This window comes from Microbacterium sp. W4I20, assembly GCF_030816505.1.
Lineage (GTDB): Bacteria > Actinomycetota > Actinomycetes > Actinomycetales > Microbacteriaceae > Microbacterium.
In genome coordinates this window covers 3319579-3340146 of the sequence record NZ_JAUSYB010000001.1, presented here as the reverse complement: position 1 = coordinate 3340146, position 20568 = coordinate 3319579, and the positions used below count along the sequence as shown (strand labels likewise).

The 20568-nt window shown below is 70.8% G+C and carries 19 protein-coding genes; 8 read left to right on the top strand and 11 right to left on the bottom strand.

Annotated features, from left to right (window positions below; genetic code table 11):
• Nucleotides 1-6: 6 nt before the first annotated feature.
• From galT to galE, 3 genes are all read left to right on the top strand, one after another.
• Nucleotides 7-1224, top strand: coding sequence for a galactose-1-phosphate uridylyltransferase (gene galT, locus QFZ21_RS16165; RefSeq protein WP_307379600.1), 1218 nt, complete (start codon nucleotides 7-9; stop codon nucleotides 1222-1224).
• Nucleotides 1221-2426 carry a galactokinase gene (gene galK, locus QFZ21_RS16160; RefSeq protein WP_307379598.1) on the top strand — a complete coding sequence of 402 codons (1206 nt, stop codon included), beginning with the start codon at nucleotides 1221-1223 and terminating at the stop codon, nucleotides 2424-2426. Before galT ends, galK begins: the two co-directional genes overlap by 4 nt.
• 90 nt (nucleotides 2427-2516) lie before the next feature.
• Nucleotides 2517-3494, top strand: coding sequence for a UDP-glucose 4-epimerase GalE (galE, locus tag QFZ21_RS16155; RefSeq protein ID WP_307379596.1), 978 nt, complete (start codon nucleotides 2517-2519; stop codon nucleotides 3492-3494).
• A gap of 251 nt (nucleotides 3495-3745) precedes the next feature.
• Here galE and QFZ21_RS16150 read toward each other — a convergent pair whose 3' ends face one another.
• Genes QFZ21_RS16150 through QFZ21_RS16140 form a run of 3 tightly spaced genes read right to left on the bottom strand, consistent with a single transcriptional unit; the run spans nucleotide 3746 to nucleotide 7227 of the window.
• Nucleotides 3746-5107, bottom strand: coding sequence for an MFS transporter (locus tag QFZ21_RS16150; protein WP_307379595.1), 1362 nt, complete (start codon nucleotides 5105-5107; stop codon nucleotides 3746-3748).
• Nucleotides 5104-6033 (bottom strand): polysaccharide deacetylase family protein, encoded by a 930-nt coding sequence (locus QFZ21_RS16145; RefSeq protein WP_307379594.1) that lies wholly within the window; start codon nucleotides 6031-6033, stop codon nucleotides 5104-5106. Before QFZ21_RS16145 ends, QFZ21_RS16150 begins: the two co-directional genes overlap by 4 nt.
• A gap of 18 nt (nucleotides 6034-6051) precedes the next feature.
• A complete protein-coding gene (locus QFZ21_RS16140; protein WP_307379592.1) occupies nucleotides 6052-7227 on the bottom strand; it encodes an ROK family transcriptional regulator in 1176 nt (391 codons plus the stop codon).
• A gap of 114 nt (nucleotides 7228-7341) precedes the next feature.
• On the opposite strand from QFZ21_RS16140, the gene QFZ21_RS16135 reads away from it, so the two are divergent.
• On the top strand, nucleotides 7342-7956 hold the full coding sequence (locus QFZ21_RS16135; protein WP_307379590.1) for a nucleotidyltransferase domain-containing protein: 615 nt from the start codon (nucleotides 7342-7344) through the stop codon (nucleotides 7954-7956).
• Nucleotides 7957-8008: 52 nt separating this feature from the next.
• Here QFZ21_RS16135 and QFZ21_RS16130 read toward each other — a convergent pair whose 3' ends face one another.
• Entirely contained in the window at nucleotides 8009-9544 is a 1536-nt protein-coding gene (locus tag QFZ21_RS16130; RefSeq protein WP_307379588.1) for an HNH endonuclease signature motif containing protein, read from the bottom strand.
• Between the two features lie 192 nt (nucleotides 9545-9736).
• Here QFZ21_RS16130 and QFZ21_RS16125 point away from each other — a divergent pair, with 192 nt between their 5' ends.
• Nucleotides 9737-10231 carry a GNAT family N-acetyltransferase gene (locus QFZ21_RS16125; protein ID WP_307379586.1) on the top strand — a complete coding sequence of 165 codons (495 nt, stop codon included), beginning with the start codon at nucleotides 9737-9739 and terminating at the stop codon, nucleotides 10229-10231.
• Between the two features lie 67 nt (nucleotides 10232-10298).
• Here the strand turns inward: QFZ21_RS16125 and QFZ21_RS16120 are convergent, their stop codons facing one another.
• A complete protein-coding gene (locus QFZ21_RS16120; RefSeq protein WP_307379584.1) occupies nucleotides 10299-11750 on the bottom strand; it encodes a gamma-aminobutyraldehyde dehydrogenase in 1452 nt (483 codons plus the stop codon).
• 99 nt (nucleotides 11751-11849) lie between these two features.
• Between QFZ21_RS16120 and QFZ21_RS16115 the strand changes: the two genes are divergently transcribed.
• The 3 genes from QFZ21_RS16115 to QFZ21_RS16105 are packed head-to-tail and all read left to right on the top strand — an operon-like array spanning nucleotide 11850 to nucleotide 14124.
• Nucleotides 11850-12317 (top strand): Lrp/AsnC family transcriptional regulator, encoded by a 468-nt coding sequence (locus QFZ21_RS16115; protein WP_307379582.1) that lies wholly within the window; start codon nucleotides 11850-11852, stop codon nucleotides 12315-12317.
• A 59-nt stretch (nucleotides 12318-12376) separates the two neighbouring features.
• Nucleotides 12377-13780, top strand: a complete 1404-nt coding sequence (locus tag QFZ21_RS16110) for an FAD-binding oxidoreductase (protein ID WP_307379580.1) — start codon at nucleotides 12377-12379, stop codon at nucleotides 13778-13780.
• Nucleotides 13777-14124 (top strand): cupin domain-containing protein, encoded by a 348-nt coding sequence (locus QFZ21_RS16105; RefSeq protein ID WP_307379578.1) that lies wholly within the window; start codon nucleotides 13777-13779, stop codon nucleotides 14122-14124. The genes QFZ21_RS16110 and QFZ21_RS16105 overlap by 4 nt, the downstream gene beginning before the upstream one ends.
• A gap of 33 nt (nucleotides 14125-14157) precedes the next feature.
• On the opposite strand, the gene QFZ21_RS16100 is transcribed toward QFZ21_RS16105, so the two are convergent.
• The 6 genes from QFZ21_RS16100 to QFZ21_RS16075 form a co-directional block, all read right to left on the bottom strand.
• A complete protein-coding gene (locus QFZ21_RS16100; protein WP_373426049.1) occupies nucleotides 14158-15126 on the bottom strand; it encodes a site-specific DNA-methyltransferase in 969 nt (322 codons plus the stop codon).
• Nucleotides 15123-16172, bottom strand: coding sequence for a biotin/lipoate A/B protein ligase family protein (locus QFZ21_RS16095; RefSeq protein WP_307379576.1), 1050 nt, complete (start codon nucleotides 16170-16172; stop codon nucleotides 15123-15125). Before QFZ21_RS16095 ends, QFZ21_RS16100 begins: the two co-directional genes overlap by 4 nt.
• A 75-nt stretch (nucleotides 16173-16247) precedes the next feature.
• Nucleotides 16248-16985: a DUF1684 domain-containing protein gene (locus tag QFZ21_RS16090; protein WP_307379575.1), complete on the bottom strand. Its 738-nt coding sequence runs from the start codon at nucleotides 16983-16985 to the stop codon at nucleotides 16248-16250.
• 201 nt (nucleotides 16986-17186) lie between these two features.
• Nucleotides 17187-18065, bottom strand: a complete 879-nt coding sequence (locus tag QFZ21_RS16085) for an alpha/beta fold hydrolase (RefSeq protein WP_307379573.1) — start codon at nucleotides 18063-18065, stop codon at nucleotides 17187-17189.
• A 54-nt stretch (nucleotides 18066-18119) separates the two neighbouring features.
• Nucleotides 18120-18878: a copper homeostasis protein CutC gene (locus tag QFZ21_RS16080; RefSeq protein WP_307379572.1), complete on the bottom strand. Its 759-nt coding sequence runs from the start codon at nucleotides 18876-18878 to the stop codon at nucleotides 18120-18122.
• 49 nt (nucleotides 18879-18927) lie between these two features.
• Nucleotides 18928-20562 carry a CdaR family transcriptional regulator gene (locus QFZ21_RS16075; RefSeq protein ID WP_307379570.1) on the bottom strand — a complete coding sequence of 545 codons (1635 nt, stop codon included), beginning with the start codon at nucleotides 20560-20562 and terminating at the stop codon, nucleotides 18928-18930.
• Between the last annotated feature and the right edge of the window lie 6 nt (nucleotides 20563-20568).

The window sequence follows — 20568 nt, the reverse complement described above, 5'->3', positions numbered from 1 at the left end:
GTTTACGTGAACACGGAAAATCTTGCGGAGTTGTGCACGGAGTCCCTCGGCGCCGGTGTCGTCAAGCGCGCCACCACCCTGGCCGACGGCCGCGACCTCATCTACTACGACGACCCCGGCACCGAACTGGGCGCCGAGCGCGCCGTCGACGCCCGCTGGCTCGCCGCGCGACCCGACACCGCGACCATGCGCCTCGACGTGCTCACCGGAGACTGGATCACCGTGGCCGCCAACCGGCAGAACCGCGTCATGATGCCCAGCGCCTCGGCCGACCCGCTCGCCCCGCAGACGCCCGACAACCCCTCCGAGGTGCCGTCGCGCTACGACGTCGCCGTGTTCGAGAACCGCTCTCCCGCGTTCGGTCCCGCACTCGCCGAGGCTCTCGGCACGGCCCCCGCGGCGTCGAATCCACCGCGCGGCCTCGACGATCTCGCCGCCCTCGGACTCGGACGCACCCGTACCTCGGTCGGCCGCTGCGAGGTCGTCTGCTTCAGCCCCGAGCACTCCGGGTCCTTCGGCACGCAGTCGGTCACCCGGGCCCGCACCGTGATCGAGGCATGGGCCGACCGCACGGCCGTGATCTCGCAGCTGCCCGGCATCGAGCAGATCTTCCCGTTCGAGAACCGCGGCGAGGCGATCGGCGTCACGCTCCCGCATCCGCACGGCCAGATCTACGCCTACCCCTACGTCACGCCGCGCACGACCCGGCTGCTCGAATCCATCGACCGCACGGCTCCCGACCTGTTCCAGCGCATCCTCGAGTTCGAGCAGGCGTCGGAGCGTGTCGTGTTCCGCGGCGAGCACTGGACCGCGTTCGTGCCGTTCGCCGCGCGCTGGCCCCTGGAGGTTCACCTGATGCCGCACCGTCACGTTCCCGACTTCGCGGCGACGACGGATGCCGAGCGCGACGAGCTCGCCCCCCTCTACCTGCGCCTGCTGCGCGGGGTCGATGCGCTGTATGACACCCCGACGCCCTACATCGCCGCGTGGCACCAGGCTCCGGTCAACGTCGGCCGCGACACCGTGCGAATGCACCTGCAGCTCACCAGTCCGCGGCGGGCCGCCGACAAGCTGAAGTTCCTCGCCGGCTCCGAGGCCGCGATGGGGGCCTGGGCCGCCGAGGTCACCCCCGAGCAGGGCGCCGCCCGCATCCGAGAAGCGATCGAGCGCGCCGACGCGGATGGGTCCATGAGCCTGTCGACGGGCGAGGAGGAGTCCGCATGACCCGCACGCAGGACACCGCGAGCGCCCTGTTCCGCGACCTCACCGGCCGCGAGCCCGATGGACTGTGGTCGTCCCCCGGGCGAGTGAACCTCATCGGCGAGCACACCGACTACAACGACGGCTTCGTGCTGCCGTTCGCGATCCCGCACCGCACGGTCGCGGCCGTCGGCCTCCGCGACGACGACCGTGGACGGGTGCGCGTCGCGTCGACGTTCGCCGCGGAGCCGGTCGAGGTCGCGCTCGACGAGCTCGACGAGCTGTTCCCCACCTCGACCGGCGAAGAGCCGGCCGTGCCGGAGTGGGCGGCGTACCCGCTCGGTGTGGCGTGGGCGCTCCGCCAGGCGCTCGCGAGCACCGACGGCGCCGGGCACTCCGTCCGCGGCATCGACATCGCGATCGCCTCGGACGTGCTGGTCGGCGCGGGACTCTCCTCCTCTGCCGCGATCGAGGGGGCCGCGGCATCCGCCCTGAACGACCTCTGGGATGCCGGCCTCGACCGCACCGCGCTCGCCCGCATCGGCCGTCGTGCCGAGAACGAGGCCGTCGGCGCGCCGACCGGGATCATGGACCAGATGGCGTCGATGCTGGGCGAGCCGGATGCGGCGATCTTCCTGGACTGCCGCTCGCTCGAGACGCAGCTCGTACCGCTCGGCATCGCTGAGGCCGGGCTCGCGATCCTCGTGATGGACACACAGGTCACGCACGCGCACTCCACGGGCGGCTACCGCGAGCGGCGGGCGTCCTGCGAGCTCGGCGCCGAGATCATGGGCGTCGCATCGCTGCGCGACGTCTCCGTCGGCGATCTCCCGCGCGCGGAGGAACTCATGGACGACGTGACGTTCCGGCGCGTGCGCCACGTCGTCACCGAGAATCAGCGCGTGCTCGACACCGTGCGGGTCGTCCGCGAACAGGGCGCACGGGCGATCGGCGACCTGCTCGTCGCCTCGCACGCGTCGATGCGCGACGACTTCGAGATCTCGGTCCCCGAGCTCGACACCGCGGTCGATGTCGCACTCGCCGCGGGTGCCCTGGGCGCTCGGATGACCGGGGGCGGCTTCGGTGGAGCGGCGATCGCGCTGATCGAAGCGGATGCCGTCGAGGCGGTGTCCGAGGCGGTCAACGCCGCGTTCGCGGCATCCGGGTTCACGGCGCCGAACCTGTTCACGGTCACGCCGTCGGCCGGGGCGCACCGCGACGCCTGACCGCGACGACTGAGCCGATCCGGCGGAGCCCGCGGCGCCTGAAAGAATGAGTGACCGAGCCGCGGCACCCCGCGGCAGGAGAGGAATGACATGTCCTGGATCGTCACCGGCGGCGCCGGCTACATCGGAGCCCACGTCGTGCGGGCCCTCGCAGAAGCCGGTCTCACCCCGGTCGTGCTCGACGACCTCTCCAGCGGAGTCGCGTCGTTCGTGCCGGAGGGCGTGCCGTTCGTGCAGGGCAGCATCCTCGACCGCGACCTCGTCGAGAAGACCCTCCGGGAGCACGACGCCGAGGGCGTGATCCACGTCGCCGGCTTCAAGTACGCCGGCGTCTCGGTGCAGCGTCCGCTGCACACCTACGCGCAGAACGTCGAGGGCACCCGCATCATCCTCGAGGCGATGGAAGCCGCCGGCGTCGCGAACATCGTGTTCTCCTCGTCGGCCGCGGTCTTCGGCACCCCCGACGTGGCACTCGTCGAAGAGGACACCGCCAAGCGCCCCGCCAGCCCCTACGGCGAATCCAAGCTCATCGGCGAATGGCTGCTTCGCGACCAGGGCATCGCGACCGCCGACTCCGAGCATCCGCTCCGGCACACCTCGCTGCGCTACTTCAACGTCGTCGGATCCGCCGATCCGACCGTCTACGACGTCAGCCCGCACAACCTCTTCCCGATCGTGTTCGAAGCCCTCATCGCCGGCAAGACCCCGAAGATCTTCGGCGACGACTACGCCACCGAAGACGGCACGAACGTGCGCGACTACGTGCACGTCGGCGACATCGCCGCCGCGCACGTCGCAGCCGCCCAGCGCCTCGCCGGCGGACAGCCCATCGAACCCGCCTACAACCTCGGCTCCGGCGACGGCCTCAGCGTGAAGCAGATCATGGATGCCGTCGCCCGCGTCACCGGCATCGACTTCACCCCCGAGATCGGCCCGCGCCGCCCCGGCGACCCCGACCGCATCGTCGCCACCGGAGTGCTCGCGGCACGGGACCTCGATTGGAAGATGCGGTATTCGGTGGATTCGATGGTTCGGACGGGGTGGGAGGCTCGGCGTCTGGCTTCTTGAGGCTGGGTCTGGGGCTGGGGCTGGGTCTTGGGGTTTATCTCGGGGGCGGGTGAGGGGATCGCGCCGCTGCTCGCAGAGCGGGGCGCCCCTCCCCGCAAGCGGGTCCCCTCCCCGATGCTCGGCATCGGCGCGATCCCCTCACCCGACGCTCCGGTCGAGTGCGACTCCCCCGGGGTGTGTGGCAAAGGAGGGAGGCAGCGGCTCGCTGCGCTCGCCGGCTGCGTGCGATCGCCGCGGGGGCGGGGCGGGGGTCAGGCGTCGGGGGTGCGGATGGGGTAGAGGAAGAAGCAGAGCCAGGCGAGAGCGGTGAAACCCAGCGGGATCACCGCGAGCATCAGACGGATGCCGCCGTCGACGGAATCCGGCTGGGCATCGCCGAGCGCGGCGTCGAAACCGGATGCCGTCAGCACCCAGGCAGCCACGATCGCCTGCAGCACGACCGAACCGCGCACCACGAAGCCGTTCACCCCGAAGTAGGCGCCCTCCCGACGGTGGCCCGTGCGCGCAGCATCCGCATCGATGATCTGCGCGAGCATCACCTCGAGCAGCTGCAGCAGCCCGCCGACACCGACACCCACCGCCACCCCGACCAGAGCGGCGCCGAGCACGGTCGACGGCGCCAGGTAGCCGAGCACGGCGACACCGAACACGGCCACGCTCCACAGCAGTGCGGTCCGCGGGCTGGTGCGCCGCACGACCGCGCTCCACAGCACGATCGACGGGACCGCGGTGACGAAGATCGCGCCGAGCAGCAGACTGCCCTCCCCCTCGGCGGCGCCCAGCGAGTAGCGCACATAGAACGGGATCGCGGCGAGGATCACGGCCACCGCGGTCTGCACGAACAACGAACCCAGCACATAGGGGACGAACGCTCGGTTGCGGAACGTGTAGCTCAGCTGATCGCGCCACCGCATCGTCGCGGGAGTGTCCCCGGATGCCGCCTCGGGCACGCGACGCTCGATCATGCCGCCGAGGAACGACCAGACCAACAGCGCCAGGCAGACGCCGCCGAGCACCAGCGCCATGCCGGGCCAGCCGATCGAGTCGTAGAGCGCGGGCGCGCCCGCAGTTCCCAGCACGATGCCGAGGATCGCGAAGATCTGCCGCGGCACATTGCCGCGGGAGCGCTCCTCTGTGGTGCGGAAGATCTCGGGGAACAGCGCCGAGATGTTGAGCACCACCACCACGAAGGCGACGTCGTAGACGGCGACGACCACGAGGAACCAGACGATGAGACCCGCGGACGGCAACTCGGGCGGCATCCAGACCAGCGCGAACGCGACGACCAGGGGCACGATGCCGAGACCGATCCACGGGATGCGCCGGCCCCACGGCGTGCGCAGCCGGTCGGAGAGTGCGCCGATGACGGGATTGAGTACCGCGTTCAGGATGCCGTGCGCGATCATCGCGACCGCCACCCAGCCCGCCGGCACCGCGAGATGCGACACGTAGAAGTAGACGATGAACGCCGAGAACGTCTGCGCCATCAGCTGGGTCGGGAACCCGGATGCTCCGAAGGCGATCGACTGCGCCCGCGACGGTGCGGTGTCCAGCCGCCGATCGCGGAGATGTTCGCGCAGCCCGCGGCCTGCCCCCTCGCCCGCTGACGTCATCGGATGCTGCTCCGCTGCAGGTCGCGCAGGTCCCGCCAGCCGATCCGCACGAGCGCTTCGTCCTCGATCGCCTGCAGGACGACCGGATCGGCGAGCAGTCGGAGTTCGTAGCCGCGTTTCGTCGCGCCGTAGTCGACGGCCGCGCGCAGTTCGTCGTCGTCGACCATCGGGTGCAGGTAGATCTCGGTCACGCCGGCGGGCACGGCGCGCAGCAGGGCGATGAAGCCGTCGCGCACCTGCTCGTAGGTCTCCTCCGCGGGGGTGCCCTCGCCGAGCAGCGCGAACGGGTGACTCCACAGCCGGTCGATGATCTCGACGCCGACTGCGTCGGCCGCGGCGGCCGCGTCGTGGAGGGTGGCCTGCAGCGCGGCATCCGCACCGACCCCGTCCATGATGCGCGGAAGACGGAACGGGAGCCCGTGGCGTGCGGCCAGCTCGAACACCGGCCGGAGGAAGTCCCGTCCGGTGAGGAGGCCGTAGACCGACCCCATGTGGTTGTCGAGGTGGGTCACGTCGACGCCGGCGTCGAGCGCCGCCTGCACCTGGGCGGCGAGCTCGGCTGCCACCTCCGCTTCGTCTGCGGTGCGTTCGACGACGGCGACGTCGGCGGGGAAGAAGCCGTCGGCGTCGACGAGCGTGGTCGCGGTGCCGGTCAGGGGGCGCCAGCGGTAGCGGGTCCACTCACTGGTGAGGACGAGGTGCACGCCGACGTCGAGGTCGGTGCGGGACGCGGCGAATGCGAGCGCCTCCGGCGACCAGGCGCACGGCACCATCACCGTGGTCGAGTCGATGCGTCCGGCGGTGAGCAGGTCGACGATGGCCGTGTTGGCCGCGTGGCACATGCCGAAGTCGTCGGCGTTGAGGATGATCGCCCGCGCTCCGGGCGCGAGTCCGAGGCGATCGGCGAGGTCGGACGGAGTGCTCATCGGCGGATCTTTCGGAGGTCAGCGGGTGGGCTTCGTCAGAGGGCTGAGGATGCTGGTGAACAGCACGGCGCGAAGACCGGATGCCGCCTCCCCCACGGCACCGACGAGGGGCGCCTCCGGCCCGAACGACGAGACGAGGAACCGGAGCGGGAGCTGGGCGGCGTACTCGGCCGCGACGCGCTCGATGGCTTCGACGAGCAGTGGGTGCACGGCGTCGCCGCCGAGGATGAAGGCTTCCGGGTCGAGCACCAGCCCCACGCTGCCGGCGATGAGCACGATGCGCCGGCCGACTTCGGCGACGAGCTCCTGGGCTGCTGCGTCGCCACCGGCCGCTGCCGTGAGGTGGTCGATGAGCGGGGCGTCGACGTCGAGCCCGAGGCCGAGCGCCAGATCGCCGACGACCGCGTCGTTCACGATCGGCGCGCCGATCGGGAGCGGTGTCTGCGGAAGGTACGCGACTTCTCCGGCGACTCCGGAGAATCCGCGATGCAGGGTGCCGTCCAGCACGATGCCGGCTCCGAGCCCGTCGTCGAGGTGCAGGAGCGCGAAGCTGGCGAGGTCGCCGCCCGCTCCGGCCGTGAGTTCGGCGAGGGCTGCGAGGTTGACGTCGTTCTCCACCCGGACGGCGCATCCGAGTGCGTCGGAGAGGGCGGTGCGGAAGGCGCCGCCGTCGGGGCCGAGGTCGTCGCGGATGCCGCCCTCGGCGGTGACGATGCCGGGGACTCCGATGACAGCGACACGCAGCGGACCTCTCAGTGCGCGGAGGCAGCTGTCGATGAGCGCGGCGATGTGCTCGACGCGGTCGCCGGTTCCCGCGGTTCCGCCGTTCGCGCCTGTGCCACCGGCCCCCGGGAAGGCGGCGTGCTGTTCCGCGCGCACGGTTCCGGTGGCGTCGACGAGCACGACGTGGGCGGCGTGGTGATCGACGTGCACGGCGGCGGCGAACCCGAGGCGCGGGTGCAGTCCGACCCGGCCGGCGGCGGGGCCTCGCGTGTCTCGGTCGACGCCTGCCGGGGCAACGGCTCCCGCGCTGTCGAGCATGCGGAGCACCTGTGTCACGGCGGTGCGGGAGAGCCCGGTGGCGGACATGAGTTCGGTGCGGGTCTGCGGGCCGCTGCGTGCGAGAGCCTCGAGGATCGCCCGGCCGTTGAGTGTGCGAAGCAGGCTCTGGGGCCCCGCGAGTGGTCTCGACATGTCATCCCTGGGTCGGCGTCCCGCCCACTATGCCACATCGGGTTGCACCCGTCGATGGCCGGAGGAGTCACGACTTCTGGCAGTGCCGGTGCTGTGGAACGTACGGTGTCTTTCATGGATCATGACGAGATCGTCCGTCTCTACGGTCCTTGGCGTCCGCGCAAACCCGGAGACGTCGTCGATCTGTTCACCGGTTATGCCGACCGCTGGTGGATCGCGGGCGGTTGGGCGATCGAAGCCTTCACCGGCCGTTCCCGCCCGCACGGCGACATCGACCCCAGCATCCCGCGTGTGGACGCGGCAGCTCTGCTCGATCATCTCGAGGACGAGTGGGACCTCTGGGCCGCAGACCGGGGCACGTTGACGCCGTTGGTCGGTGAAGACCCGACGATCTCGCCGACGTGCAGCAATCTGTGGTTGCGCAGGAGCGGTGCGGATCCGTGGGAGTACGACGTCATCCTCATGGATGCCACGGAGGAACTCTGGACGTACAAGCGCGATCCGAGGATCACCCTCCCCTTCAGCCGCGTCCTCCGGGAACACGAAGGCGTGCGGTATCTGCGGCCGGAGATTCAGCTGCTGCACAAGGCTCCCGGTCTGCGCCCGCAGGATCAGGAGGACTTCGAGACTGCGAGCCCTCTGCTGGACGCGGGAGCTGCTCGCTGGCTTCGGGCCGCGTTGGGGACAGCGCACCCAGGACACCCGTGGATCACGTCGCTCACGCCGTAGACACACAAGACCGTGACGAGCGCCGCGCCTGACGCTAATGCTGCGCGGCCGCTCATCCCGCCCTGCGGCGGACGCTGGCGAGGATGTGCCCCGGCGTACGCCAGCGTCGGTGCGGATCCCACCAGCCGGGGCCGCGCACCTGTGGGATGCCGTTCTGCATGCGGATCTCCCACCCCGAATCGTCGAGGGTGCGATGGTGGTGCCAGCACAGGGTGACGCCGTTGTCGGTGTGGGTCGGGCCGCCCCTCGCGTGCTCGGTCACGTGATGGATCTCACACCACGACGCAGGTACGTGACACCCGGGGATCAGGCACTCCCGGTCGCGCTGCATGATGGCGCGGCGTTGGTGGACGGTGAAGATCCGATCGGTCGCGCCGATGCCGATGATGCGGCCCTCGGGATCGAACAGCACCCGCTGCACCGAGCCGCCGCAGGCCGCGTGCCGCGCGACGCCCACCGAGACCGGAGTGTCGACGCCGGCGACATGCGCCCAGCCGCGCCCGGTCGCATAGTCCTCGGCGGTGACGGTCACGAGCAGGGTGGGAGCAGCGCCGCCGAGCCGGGGCATCTCGTCGTGTCGGGCGGCGATGCCGAGCATCGCGGCGAGCGCGTCGTGCTGCTTCTGGGCCCGCGTGCGGGTGTCGACCATGCCGCTCGAGTCACCGCTCGGCAGAGACGAATCATCTCCCGGCTCGCCATCCGCCGACGCAGCTTGCGAACCCGATCCTTCGCATTCCTCCGTGGGGCGGAACGCCACCCCCGGCATCGGCGGACCGTCCACCTTCGGATTCAGATAGGCGTCCCACCCGGCCTTCATCTGCCCTGCGAGTTCCGGAAGCAGGTGGCCCCGGATCGGGATCACACCGTCCTTCTCCCGTCCGAGAGTCACCCCGCGCGTGCGCATGGCGACATCCTCGGCGGGCTTCGCGCCGTCGGGGTCGAGGTACGCCAGGATCAGCTGCGCCCGGAACCGCAGATCCTCCGGCGTCGCCGGCGGCGCGGCATCGCGGTCATCACTGACGTCTGCATCGCCATCGTCATCGACACCGGCATCGTCATCGACACCGGCATCCACGTCCGCTACTGCAGTCTCGTCCTCGTCGACAACGCCGCGCGCATAGGCGGCCAACGCGGCATCCGCCTGCAGCCGGTCCTCCGGGCTGATCCGCCTCCCGGCCTGATCGATCAGCCCCGTCGCCGCCAGCAGCCCCGCGATGCCGACGACCCCGTCGAGCAGCGCCTCGCACATCTGCGGCCACCAGGCGGGCAGCGGTGCCCCCGAGGTCAACTCCGTGTCCCTGTGCACGATCTTCGCCGCCCGCACCACGCGCCCGGCACCCGCGGCATCGGCGCGCAGCACCCGCTGCAGCAGCTCGTTCATCGACACGCATCCGAACCCGCGGGGGAACTCCGCGCGCGTCGATGCGACCGTCTCCACCACCAGCGCATCGACCAGCCGCTGCGCCTCGCCCGCGGCCCGCAGAAGGTCCATCTTCTCGGCATCCGTCGACAGCCGAATCGAGTCCGCACGCAACACCTCACGCAGGTCGGAGACGACCTGATCGAAGATGCCCGCGGTGCTGTTCATACCTCTATTCAACGGAGGGCCACCGACATTAAGACCCGATAATCCGCAGTTCAGAGCAATATTCCGATACTCCTGAATCCGCGACCTTCCCTGCACAGAACACGGCGAAACATAACTCGCACACACTCCCGCGCCCTCACTAGGCTGGCTCGATGACAGCCCCTCTCGAAGTGCGCGACGGCCGAGTCGACGATGCCGACGCGGTCGCCTCGATCCACGTGCGCTCCTGGCAGGCGGCGTACCGCGGCCTCATCGCCCAAGAGGTCCTCGGTCCTCGACGCCCTCTCGATCCCGGAACGCGCCGCCAACTGGCGCCGCTTCATCGCCGAGCCGCTGCCCACCGGGCTCGGCATCCACGTCGCCGTGCGCGACGGGCAGATCCTCGGCTGGGCCTCCTTCGGATCAGGCCGCGACGACGACGGCGCGGCCGATGGCGAGGTCTACGGCATCTACGCCGATCCCGAGGCGTGGTCGACCGGCGTCGGTCACGCCCTCCTCACTGCCGCGGAGAAGCGGATCGCCGAAGCCGGCCACACCCGCGCATACCTCTGGGTGCTCGACGGAAACGACCGCGCGGACGCGTTCTACGCGCGCCAGGGTTGGGAGCTCGACGGCGCGACGAAGGTCGAGGAGCGCCCGGGGCTCACACTGCAGGAGCACCGCCGCGTGAAGCAGCTCACGCTCTGACGGCGCATTTCGTCTCGGTCGCTTCGCTCCCTCGGTCAGTCACCGGAAAGTCCCGGGCACCCCCGCGTCAGTCGAGCGCCGTCATCACGTGCTTGATGCGCGTGTAGTCGTCGAAGCCGTACTGCGAGAGGTCCTTGCCGTACCCCGAGTGCTTGAACCCGCCGTGCGGCATGTCCGACACGAACGGGATGTGCGTGTTGATCCACACGCAGCCGAAGTCGAGGTGGCGCGAGAACCGCATCGCTCGCGCGTGGTCGGCCGTCCAGACCGAGGATGCCAGGGCATACGGCACGTCGTTCGCCATCGCCAGCGCCTCGGCATCCGATTCGAAGCTCTGCACGGTCAGCACCGGTCCGAAGATCTCTCCCTGCACGGCCTCGTCGTCCTGACGCAGCCCCGAGACGATCGTCGCCTCGAAGAAGTAGCCGCGCTCGCCCTGCCGCCGCCCGCCGGTCTCGATCGTCGCGTGCGCCGGGAGTCGCTCCACGAACCCCGACACCTGCTCCAGCTGCGCGGCGCTCGACAGCGGGCCGTAGAGCACGCCCTCCTCGGCCGGTCCTCCGGTACGAGCGTCGGACCGAGTCCGCGCGACCAGCGCCGCGACGACCTCGTCATGGATCGACGAGTGCACGAGCACCCGGGTCGCCGCGGTGCAGTCCTGTCCGGCGTTGAAGAACGCGGCGTTCACGATGCCCGCCGCCGCCTTCTCGACCGATGCGTCGGGGAACACGATCGCCGGCGCCTTGCCGCCGAGCTCGAGGTGCACCCGCTTGACGTCGTTCGCCGCGGACCGCGCCACCGCCATCCCCGCGCGCACCGAACCCGTGATGGCCACCATCTGCGGTGTCGGATGCTCCACCAGCGCGACCCCTGTGTCGCGCGCACCCAGCACGACGTTCAACACACCGACCGGGGTGTGCAGCGCGACGATCTCGGCCAGCAGCAGCGTGGTGAGCGGCGTCGACTCGGCGGGCTTCAGCACCACGGTGTTGCCGGCGGCGAGCGCGGGCGCGATCTTCCACACCGCCATGTTGAGCGGATAGTTCCACGGCGTCACCTGCCCGATCACACCGACCGGCTCCCGCCGCACGAAGGACGTGTGCCCGGCGAGGTACTCCCCCGCGGCCCGACCCTCGAGGCTGCGGGCCGCTCCGGCGAAGAACCGCAGCTGGTCGACCGATTGCATGATCTCGTCGGCCACGAGCGTCGCGCGCGGCTTACCCGTGTCCTGCGACTCGAGGTCGGCGAACTCCTCGGCCCGCGCCGCCATCTCATCGGCGATGCGGAAGAGCGCGAGCTGGCGATCGGCGGGAGTCGTGTCGCGCCAGGCCGGGAAGGCGGCGGATGCTGCGGCATAGGCCGCATCGACATCGGCGGCATCCGACAGCGGGATCTCGCCGTAGGTCTCCTCGGTGACCGGGTCGACGAGCGACATCCGCTCCTTGCCGTTCGCGGACACGAAGCGCCCGCCGATGAAGTTCTGCAGCGGCGCTGAGGTCTTGAGCAGATCAGAGGACATGGCGTCATCGTAACGACACGACCACGAAATCGGAAGATCAAGATGGCTGGGACGACGGATTCAGTTGCGTGCCGCCGTTGCTCCTGACAATATCGACCCATGAGCACGAAGCCCGCCCAGCCGGCACTGGACGACATCTCCAAGCGGATCGTCGAACTCCTCCAGGAGGACGGCCGCCGCCCGTACGCCGAGATCGGTCGCGAGGTGGGGCTCAGCGAGGCGGCCGCCCGGCAGCGCGTCCAGCGCATGACCGAGGCGGGCATCATCCAGATCGTCGCCGTGACCGACCCGATGCAGCTCGGGTTCCACCGGATGTCGATGATCGGCATCCGCGTCTCGGGCGACCCGCGCGAGATCGCCGAGGAGCTCACGAAGATCACCGAGCTCGCCTACGTCGTCGTGACGCTCGGCACGTTCGACATCCTCGTCGAAGCCGTCTGCGAAGACGACGAGCACCTCATCGACCTCATCGCCACCCGCATCCGCACCATCCCCGGCGTCGCGCAGACCGAGAGCCTGCTCTACGCCGGCCTCTACAAAGACCTCTACAACTGGGGCACGCGCTGACGCGCGGCACCCCTACCCCCTCATCCACCGCGAGATCAACGGACACCACGGAGAACACCATGGGAACTACCGTCTTCGAACGCCGCCTCCCCGCCCCCGTCGCCGTCGACGGGTCGCTGCGCGACACGACCCTCGGAGTGTTCTGGCTCGACGACGTGGAGCGCCCCGTGCATCCGACGCTCACCGACCACGTGACCGCCGACCTGGTCATCGTCGGCGGCGGGTACACCGGACTGTGGACGGCCCTCCGCGCGAAGGAGCGCGACCCCGAGCGCCGGGTCGTGCTGCTGGAGGCGTCCCGCGTCGCGTGGGCGGCATCCGGTCGCAACGGCGGCTTCTGCGAGGCGAGTCTCACGCACGGCCACGAGAACGGCCTGACCCGCTGGCCGGAGGAGATCGACCGCCTCGAGGAGCTGGGGCTCGAGAACCTCGACGGCATCGAGTCGACGATCGCCTACTACGACATGAAGACCGACTTCGAGCGCACCGGGCAGCTGGCCGTCGCCGTCGAGCCGCACCAGGTCGAGTGGTACCGCGACGAGCCGGGATTCCTCGATCAGGACGCCGTGCAGGCCGAGGTGCACTCCCCCACGTTCCTCGCCGGATCCTGGGAGCGGGAGGCCTGCGCGATGGTGCACCCCGCCAAGCTCGGCCTCGAACTGGCCCGCGTCGCCGCCGAACTGGGCGTCGAGATCTTCGAGCACAGCCTGGTCAAGCGGGTCGAGGGCGACGGCTCCGGCCCGATCACACTGGTGACGGCTCAGGGACGGGTGACGGCGGATGCTGTCGCTCTCGGCACCAACGTCTTCCCCTCGCTGCTGAAGCGCAACCGCCTGATGACCGTCCCGGTGTACGACTACGTGCTGATGACCGAGCCGCTCTCGGCCGCGCAGCTGGCGGACATCGGCTGGTCGAACCGGCAGGGCCTCGCCGACAGTGCGAACCAGTTCCACTATTACCGGCTCACCGCCGACAACCGCATCCTGTTCGGCGGCTACGACGCGGTCTACCACTACGGCGGCAAGGTGCGCCCCGAGTACGAGGACCGGATGGAGAGCCACCGCAAGCTCGCCTCGCATTTCTTCACGACGTTCCCGCAGCTGGAGGGCCTGAAGTTCACGCACCGCTGGGCCGGCGCGATCGACTCGTCGAGCCGGTTCTGCGCCTTCTTCGGCACGGCGCGGCGCGGGCGGGTCGCCTACGCCACGGGCTTCACGGGTCTCGGCGTCGGGGCCGCGCGCTTCGCCGCCGACGTCATGCTCGACAAGCTGTCGGGCGAGGAGACCGAGCGCACCCAGCTGCGGATGGTGCGAGAGAAGCCGATCCCCTTCCCGCCCGAGCCCGCGGCCTCGATCGGCGTCAACCTCGTTCGCGCCGCGATGGACCGGGCGGATCACAACGAGGGCAAGCGCAACCTGTTCCTCAAGACGTTGGATGCCGTCGGCATGGGCTTCGACTCGTGAGCGACCTGGATGCCGGGACAGGAACGGATGCCGCTTCGCTCGCTCTCACGCACGAGGCGCTGCCGGCGGAGGAGGTCATCGCCGGCGCTCCGACGACGGCATCGGTGCCACTCTCGACTCTCGCCGGGGTCGAGGTCGGCGTCTGGGAGATGACTCCCGGCACCGCATCCGATGTCGAGGCCGACGAGGTGTTCGTGGTGCTGGCGGGTCGCGCCACGATCGCCTTCGACGAGCCCGCGCTGCCGTCGCTCGAGGTCGGCCCCGGCTCTGTCGTCCGGCTGGCCGAGGGCATGCGCACCGTCTGGACGGTCAGCGAGACACTGCGCAAGGTCTACATCGCCTGAAGAGCGAGCTGACCTGAGCCACCACCGCGGGCTTCAGAGTGCCGCGCGCACCTCGGCGTGCGGCATCCGCTCGGTCATCACGCGGATCGCCGCGGGATTGTCGTCGACCAGCACGGCGTCGCGTCCGAGAGCCGAGGCGACTGCCCCGGTCGTGCCGCTGCCCGCGAACAGGTCGAGCACGCGGTCGCCGGGGCGGCTCGAGGCCGTCACGATCCGGCGGAGGATGCCCTCGGGCTTCTGCGTCGGATACCCGGTCTTCTCGCGCCCGGTCGTCGGCACGATCGTGTGCCACCAGACGTCGGTGGGCAGCTTGCCGCGCGCGGCCTTCTCGGCCGTGACGAGGCCCGGCGCCATGTAGGGCTCGCGGTCGACCTCGTCGGAGTTGAAGACGTACTCCCGCGGATTCTTCACGTACACCAGGATCGTGTCGTGCTTGGTGGGCCAGCGGCGGCGCGACTTCGCGCCGTAGTCATAGGCCCAGATCAGCTCGTTGAGGAAGCAGTCGCGGCCGAAGACCGCGTCGAGCATGACCTTGGCGTAGTGCGCCTCGCGGTAGTCGAGGTGCAGGTAGAGGGTGCCGTCGTCGGCGAGCAGCCGCCAGGCCTCCTCGAGCCGGGGCATGAGGAACGCGCCGTAGTCGTCGAAGCGGTCGTCGTAGGTGCGCAGCATGCCGCGCACCCGCTCGTACTCGTGCCCGTGGAAGCCGTGGCGGATCTCGGTCTCCGCGGGAGGCTGTTCAGAATTCAGCACGACCGGAACAGGATCGGCCCCCGAGAGCCCTTCGACCGCCGCTTCCGCAGATTCTGACTGAATTGTGAACGTCCGCCGCGCGGTCACGACCTGCCGCTCCTGCGCCCGCCCGGTGTTGAAGGGCGGATCCAGGTACACGAGGGTGAACGATCCTGCGGGCAAGCGTGCGGCGACGTCGAGGTTGTCGCCCTCGATGATCTCGACGGCGCCCTTCGGCACCGGGGTCTCTGAGCCCGTCGAAGGCTCGGTCACGGCACGCGGTGCAGCCACGCCTCGGTGGCGAACTTCGACTCCACCAGGGCTTCGGCATCGGCGTACTCGTCCGGCGCGATCGTGCCCGTCTCGGCATCGGTCAGCGAACGGAAGGTCTCGATGAAGCGCTCGATGATCTCCTCGCGCGTGAGGCCGGTCTGGCTCCGCAGCGGATCGACGCGCTTGGCCGCCGACGTCGTGCCCTTGTCGCTCAGCTTCTCGCGACCGATGCGCAGCACCTCGGTCATGACCTGCCCGTCGAGGTCGTACGACAGCGACGCGTGGTGCAGCACTCCGCCGTTGGCGAGGCGCTTCTGCGCGGCTCCGCCGATCTTGCCGGTCGGGCTCGCGATGTCGTTGAGCGGCCGGTACACCGCGTCGATGCCGACCGAGCGCAGGGCCTGCAGCACCCAGTCGTCGAGGAACGCGTAGGAGTCCGCGAACGTCATGCCCGCGACGAGGGATGCCGGCACGTACAGCGAGTACGTGATGATCTGCCCCGCGGGGATGAGCATCGCGCCACCGCCGGAGATACGGCGCACGACGTCGAAGCCGTGCCGGGCGGCACCCTCGGGGTCGACCTCGTTGCGGTACGACTGGAACGAGCCGATGACGACCGCGGAGCCGTCCCACTCCCAGATGCGGAGCGTCGGCCGACGACGTCCTTCGCCGACGCGAGAGGTGAGCACCTCGTCGAGCGCGAGGTTCATCTGCGGCGAGACGGCCTTGTCGTGCACGATCTCCCAGTCGAAGTCGCGCCAGCCCGGGGCCGTCACCAGCGCGCGGCGCACAGCGGTGCCCACGGACTCGGGCGTGAAGCCGAGCAGCTGCGCGCCCTCGGGGAGCGCAGCGCGCACGGCAGCCGCGATGGCCGTCGAGTCGGACTCCACCGGCAGCCCGTTCACCGCCGCGTTGATGTCGTCCAGCGCCGAGTCGGGCTCGAGGAAGAAGTCCCCGGCGAGGCGGAAGCGGGCGATGCGGTTGTCGTCGACGTCGAGGTCGACCACGACGAGCTTTCCGCCTGGGACCTTGTATTCTCCGTGCACGATCCCAGCTTAAGGCGCGGAGCGCCCCGGTGGGCGGCGGCCATGACGCGGGCCCGAGTCGGGGTGACGGCCGGTTCAGCCCCCGAGCACCACGACGCGCTCCCCGGCGCGGATCGGCGTCGAGTACCGGTTGCCGAGCGGCGGGAGCGGGCAGACGAACTGGTCGGAGAAGGCGCACGGCGGCAGGTAGGCCCGGTTGAAGTCGACGACCGCGGAGCCGTCCTCGGCGGGTTCCTCGATCGGGAGGAACCGGAACCGGTACGTCTCGAGCCCGTTGGTCCCGTCGGCGAACACCGCGCTCAGCGCCCCCTGCGCGCTCCGCGTCACCGTCAGCGTCTGCGGCGTGCCGGCGAGTTCGAAGTGCAGGCGGCCGGCGACCGGGGACTCCCGCTCCTCCCCGTCGACCGAGGTGATGACGATCCGCTCGTCGGGGGTCGGCTCGAACCGCGCCGGCAGGCGCCACCGCTCGTCGGGAGCATAGGCGTCGATCGCGGTGAACCACTCCCGCTGCGGCCGGGCCGGGTTGAGCACACGCAGCGCCAGGGTCCCGTGCCGGTCGAACACGCGCAGCTCGCGCCGCCCGAGCCGCACGGTCTCGGCACCCCGTAGCGTGACCGTGCGGCCCGCCTGTCCGAGATCGCTCCCGCGGATGCCGCCGTCGCCGGTGAGGGCCCAGAGACCCGGGATGCCGTCGACCGCGGCCGGCATCTCGATGAGCCAGTTCGTCGACTCGAGGGCCGATGGCCCGTACTCCGAGCCGGCGAGCCGCTCCCGCGCCGCATGCCAATCGCGCCATTCGCTGACGAAGCTCATCCGACCGCCCTCTCGCGTTCCCGCGGAATACTGGTCCGAATGTAGAGCTCAGTCGGCGGCGGCCGCCCACATGACGTCACGCATCTTCACCGTGCGTCACGCAGCGACTCGAAGTCACCCAGACCGTTCGAATCGCGCAACTGGGGGATGAACCGGCGAAATAGGACCCAGTTGCGCGATTCGAAAGAGAGGTGGGAGGGGTCAGCCTTCGTCGCGCGTCGCGATGCGCCGATCGAGCCAGGCCAGCAGATCGGCGCGCACCTCGTCCTGCTGCAGCTCGTTGAAGATCTCGTGCCGAGCATCCGGGTAGACCAGCGTCGTCACGTCGGTCAGGCCGGAGCGGGTGCGGTACTCGTCGGCGAGCTTGTGCACGCTGCGCGGCCCGCCCACCGGATCGTCGCGGCCGACGAGCAGCAGCATCGGGATGTCGTGCCCGACCTTCGCGGCGAGGTCCTTCGCGGGGCGCCCGTAGAGCTTCGCCGCCTCGATCGGCCCGAACAGCTTCAACAGCGGGACATCGGTGGTGAGCGGATCGTCGCCGAACGCCGACCAGACGGCGGAGTCGCGGCTGAGCCACTCCAGCCCGGTCGCGCCCTCAGCCTTCGCCCACCGCGCGTTGAGCGGGGCGGCGTTGAGGGTCGTGGGCGTCAGCAGCGCGGAGCCGGAGAGGATGACGGCATCCCAGGCCTCCGGGTGGTGGTTGACGAGCTTCTGGGCCAGGAACGATCCCCAGGAGTGGCCGAACAGCACGAGCGGCAGGTCGGGATTCTCGTCGCGGATGATGCCGGTCAGCTGCCAGATCGCATCTTCGGCCGCACGGAGTCCGCCCTTGCCGAGACGCCCGAGCCCGGCGGGTCCGTCGTGCTGGCGGATGCCGGTGCGGCCGTGCCCGCGGTGGTCGTCGGCGTAGACGGTGAAGCCCGCCGCGGTGAGCGCCGCGATGAGCGCACCGTACCGGCCGGCGTGCTCGCCGACCCCGTGCAGCAGCTGCACGACTCCGCGCGGCGTCGCGGTGGCGGGGTGGACGTCGTAGACGATGGCGATGCCGTGGGCATCGATGAACTCTCGGGTATCCGTCACGGAGCGAGCCTAGCGACTCTGCTCACGAACGACTCTGCTGATCGACGGCTCTGCTCACGAACGGCTCTGCGCCCGCCACCGCCCGAGCGCCGCGCAGATCCCGAGCGCGATGTCGCGGTCGGTCACCTCGTAGCCGCCGACGCCCTCGGACGCCGAGCCCATCCGCACTCCGCCGGTCTCGTGCACGGTGCGCTTCGCGGAGAAGTGCAGGGCGTCGACGCCGACCGCGGCGAGCGCCGGTGCGCTCGCCGCATCCACCCCGCTGCCGGCCATGATCTCGATCTCGCCCTCGGCGGCGGCCACGAGCGCCCGGAGGGTGTCGATCCCGTCGATCGCGGCGGATGCTCCGCCCGAGGTGAGCACGCGGTGGAGGCCGAGCACGCGAGCCGCGCGGAGGGTCGCGACGGGGTCGGCTGTCACGTCGATCGCACGATGAAGGGTGACGGATGCTCCGCCGGCGGCATCGCGCAGGCGCGCCGTCGCGTCGAGGTCGAGGGTGCCGTCGGCATCGAGCGCACCGATCACCACACCGGCGGCCCCGGCCTCGATCGCCCGGCGCACGTCGCGCTCCGAGACGGCGAGCTCGTCGGCGGTGAAGTGGAACCCGCCGCCGCGCGGGCGGATCAGCACATGCACCTCCGGGCCGTCCGCGCCCGCGGTCTCGACGGCGAGTTCGAGAGTCGCCTGCGACGGGGTGAGACCTCCGAGCGCGAGGGCGGTCGCGAGCTCGACGCGCGCGGCGCCGATCTCCGCGGCGACGCGGACTCCCGCAGCATCCTGCACGGCCATCTCCAGGGCGATCGTCTGAGTCACCCGTTCATTCTGCCCCGTCGAGACCTGCCCCGCCGTGCAGGCCGGGCGATCAGCGCGCGGGGAGCGTCCGGATCTCCAGCATCGCCGCGAACCGCGCATCCGGATCGTCGAGGTCCACGCCGCCCACCTCGGACACGCGGCGCAGCCGGTATCGGAAGGTATTCGGATGCACGAAGCATGCCGCCGCGGCGGAGGTCACGTCGCCGAACCGGTCGAGCCACGCGGTCAGGGTGTCGACCAGGTGGGCATCGTTGCGGTCGTCGTACTCGATGAGGCGGGCGAGCACGCCCGACGCGACGTCTCCCCGGGAGCTGCGCAGGTCGCGCAGGTCGAGCAGCAGCGATTCGGTCTCGACGTCGCCGATCCGGGCGACCCGGGGCTCGGCGCCGGGTCGGTCGGCGGCGCGCTCGGTCACGACCCGCAGCGCGCGGTGCGCCTCGGCGCGGGAGCGGGCAATCTCGGCGACGGTCGCGGCGGGACGTCCGACCCCGATGAGCGCGGGGATGCGCTCGCCGACGCGCTGCAGGAAGTCCTCGGCGAGCCGCACGGATCGGTCCTCGGCGGCGGCATCACCCACCGGGAGGATGCCGTAGACGGTGTCTCCGACGAGCGCGACGGCGGCGCCCTGCTGCACGGCCGACAGATGCAGCGCCAGCGCGTCGGTGAGGCGTTCGCGCTCCGCGATCGAGTCGTGCTCCGTCCCGTCGGCGTCGCGCGGAGCCAGGGCGGCGGCGGTCACCCACACCCGGCGGCCGCTGAGGCCGAGTCGGCCCAGGGCGTCCTGCGCGTCGGCTCCCCCGTTCACGGCGCGGCTCACCAGCTCGGCGCGCAGGCTGCGTTGCGCATCGGCGCCGGCGCGGATCCGCAGCAGGTGCAGCGCGACGAGCTTGGTCGCGTCGCGGAGCGTGGCCGTGCGCTCCGCGGTGAGGGGGCCGTCCATCGCGGCCCAGATCGAGCCGAGCACCTCGTCGCCGGCGCGCACGGCGATCGCGATGCGTTGCGTGGAGACGCCCTCGCCGAGCCGCACCGGATCGACCACGACCGGGGCATCGCCGCGGTACAGGTCGCGGAAGACGCCCATCTCGGTGAGAACGCGCGCGTAGCGATCGGGCACCTGTCGGCCGATGATGGTCTCCACCCGCGACGGGTCCGCCTGCTCCTGCCCGCCCGAGAACGCGAGCACGCGCGATGATCGGTCCTCGATGGTGACCGGCGCGTCGAGCAGGGCGGCGATCGCGTTGGCCACCGCGAACAGATCGCCGGACGACACCCCGCCGAGCGACTCGGCCGGCGTCTGCCCGACGTCGTCCTCGGCGAGCAGCGAGCGCAACAGGGCCGCGAGCTGGGTCCAGGTCGCGCCGCGCGCGAGGTTGAGGATCGCGACGCCCGCGCGGTCGGAGGCGTTGCGCACGGCATCCGGCAGTTCGGTCGAGGCACGGACGACCACCGCGACGGCCCCGCGCTCACCCGCGGTGGAGACGAGTGTGGCCAGGGCGTGCGCGTCCTGCACGGCCACCGCGAGCACCACGGCGTTCTGCGGATACATCGGCTCGTCCACGGGGTCGTGGATGACCACCCCGCCGATCTGCTGATCGACCAGGATGCGGCCGTGGGCGACTTCGAGCAGCGTCACGCCGAGGTCGTCGAAGACGCGTCCCCAGCTCGATCGCGACAGCGGGCTCATAGGGGC